Genomic DNA, 2,221 nt, shown 5'->3' with positions numbered 1-2,221 from the left:
GGCTCTCCGTCACTTTTGGTGAATTATGCTGATTTTGCAAGTACCATTTTTCTTAGCAGCTGAAACCCTGCCTTGCCGTACATCTTTCTTTTAATTGTTTTAATACGATTGACCTGCCCTTCAACCTGCCCATTACTTATATTGGTTATCACTGCATTATTTACTGCATCATAATCTTTTAAAAGGTTTTTTGCAAAATTGTTCAAACCGCAATCAGATTCAAACACCTCTTCAATCCAGGTTTTCAGCGTGCCATCTTTTTTAGTCTTAAATAGGTTTTTAAAGCCTTTAACTAACTTTTCCATTTTCTTCATTTGTGGGTATTTTTCAAATAGAAGCTTTAGAAAATCTTTGTCATCAGCTCTTTTTAGTTCACAGGGCTCCATGTATAGCATAAGTGATAATCTGGTGGGAGACCAGGTTTTTACCAGTATTGGACCTGTGGATTTCGGTCGAAGAGCTGGTTGCGTATTCTTAAGCTCATTCATTTTATTGCAAAACTGGGTGTACTTTCCGTTAAAACCCATCTCAACAATTGTTTTATGCAATTCCCGGTAAGTTTTTACTCTATTTTCTTCCTGCATCAAAAAACCAATAAAGGCGTCCAGATTAGTTGTGGTATGTGCCTGTCTTTTAACCAGCTTTTCCATCATCGTGTATTTTCTCACGGTTGTACGGGTTAATTTTACAGTCTTGGCAATCTGTCTTATACTGCTACCCTTACTATAAAGATCTTTGACTTTTTCGAACTTGTGCAGCTTGTCAATACTGATATTGGCAGTTGTTAAAATATCTTCTGTAATCTGTAGCATATTTTGAACTGCTGATTCGGTCTCAACGGTCTTAGCAGGCTTATTTTTCGGCTGATTATAAAGTGTAAACGCCTCCCTGAGTTCTTTTCCCTTCGATTGAAATATCCTTTTAGTCGCATCCCCGAGATTCATAAGCAGGTGAAAGCGGTCTGCAACCTGACTGGCATCAGGCGCTCCTGTCTTTATACCTAATGCATATGGACCGTATCTATCTCTTGAAACCGTTTTTATCTCGGGGTGTTGTTTCAGCCATTCGGATAAAGTAGCCGATTCCCGGTCCGGCAACAGATCTACAACTTCCTTTTTCGCTAAATCAACGATGACCGTTCCGTAAGTTTTTCCTTTTTTAAATGCCCAGTCATCTACGCCAATAACGCCTGAGGTTAGTTTTTTAGGTTGGATATCCAAACGCTTTACCACTCTTAATATTGTGGACGGGCTTACAGGTACACCGGCGTAGCGGCTAATAGCTGCTCCTGTATTCCCGCCAAGCTCAAGGGCCATTCTGGCGAGAAGATCATTCGATCGGATCATCCTTCTGTAGTATGGTTTTATTTCACAATCAAACCGTTCGGTAAAGACTTTCCTGGGGCATTCAGGGTTATCACAGAAATATTTTCTAGCTTTAAGTTGAACTTTTGACAAATGGCCGGAAATAGGTAAATCCAAAAGAGTCCTGGAATACCGACTATGAATTTTACTGCTCTTTTTATTACAAACGGGGCAAATTGAACAGGTTTGACATACAGAGGTATCAATATATAGTATTCCTGGTTCCGAATGGATTGAGTCAGCTCGAAGCTGCACATTTGTAGGAAGTATAAATGGCGATATCATAGTAAAAAGTATATTATAAAATTACACATATTTACACTTATATTTGTTGGTCTTAAAAAAAGCTACCGTGGGGAAATCAGTATTGAAGATTCAGCGTGCAGAAGCTGATGAAATAAAGAAAATCTTAAACAAGAATGAAGCTTACACAGTTGGAGCAAGGCTTAATATTGTTTACCTGGTTGCGTTGGGACATTCCAGCAGAAAGCTGTCTGAACTTCATAATATAAGTTTTAAACAGATAACCAACTGGGTGCATCGTTTTGAGAATGAAGGCATAGAAGGACTAAAGGACAAGAAAGGAAGAGGACGACATAGCGCATTGTCGAATGAACAGCTCGAAACAATAAAAACAGTTGTCCTAAAACAGATCCCCTCAGACTATGGGCTTGAATCAAACAGGTGGACCGGACCAACCTTAGCAAAATGGATTAAACAGGAATACGGGTTAGCGTATCAGAAAGCACAAGTGTACAACTTGCTAGAAAAAGTTGGTGTAACCTTTAAAAAGAAGCAGGGGCTAACAAATAATGTGTAGTTTTTTAATATACTTTCACCAAAAGTGACGAAGAACC

Annotated in this window: 2 protein-coding genes; one reads left to right on the top strand and one right to left on the bottom strand. The window is 39.0% G+C overall.

Annotated features, from left to right (window positions below; genetic code table 11):
• Positions 1–23: 23 nt before the first annotated feature.
• Positions 24–1,649 carry an ISL3 family transposase gene (locus tag EHC72_RS22410; RefSeq protein WP_131539948.1) on the bottom strand — a complete coding sequence of 542 codons (1,626 nt, stop codon included), beginning with the start codon at positions 1,647–1,649 and terminating at the stop codon, positions 24–26.
• A 67-nt stretch (positions 1,650–1,716) separates the two neighbouring features.
• Between EHC72_RS22410 and EHC72_RS22405 the strand changes: the two genes are divergently transcribed.
• A complete protein-coding gene (locus tag EHC72_RS22405) occupies positions 1,717–2,184 on the top strand; it encodes a helix-turn-helix domain-containing protein (protein WP_131029858.1) in 468 nt (155 codons plus the stop codon).
• Positions 2,185–2,221: the final 37 nt, after the last annotated feature.

The sequence above is a fragment of the Pedobacter nototheniae genome, from assembly GCF_004335085.1.
Lineage (GTDB): Bacteria > Bacteroidota > Bacteroidia > Sphingobacteriales > Sphingobacteriaceae > Pedobacter > Pedobacter nototheniae.
This window is presented reverse-complemented; position numbering and strand designations above follow the sequence as displayed.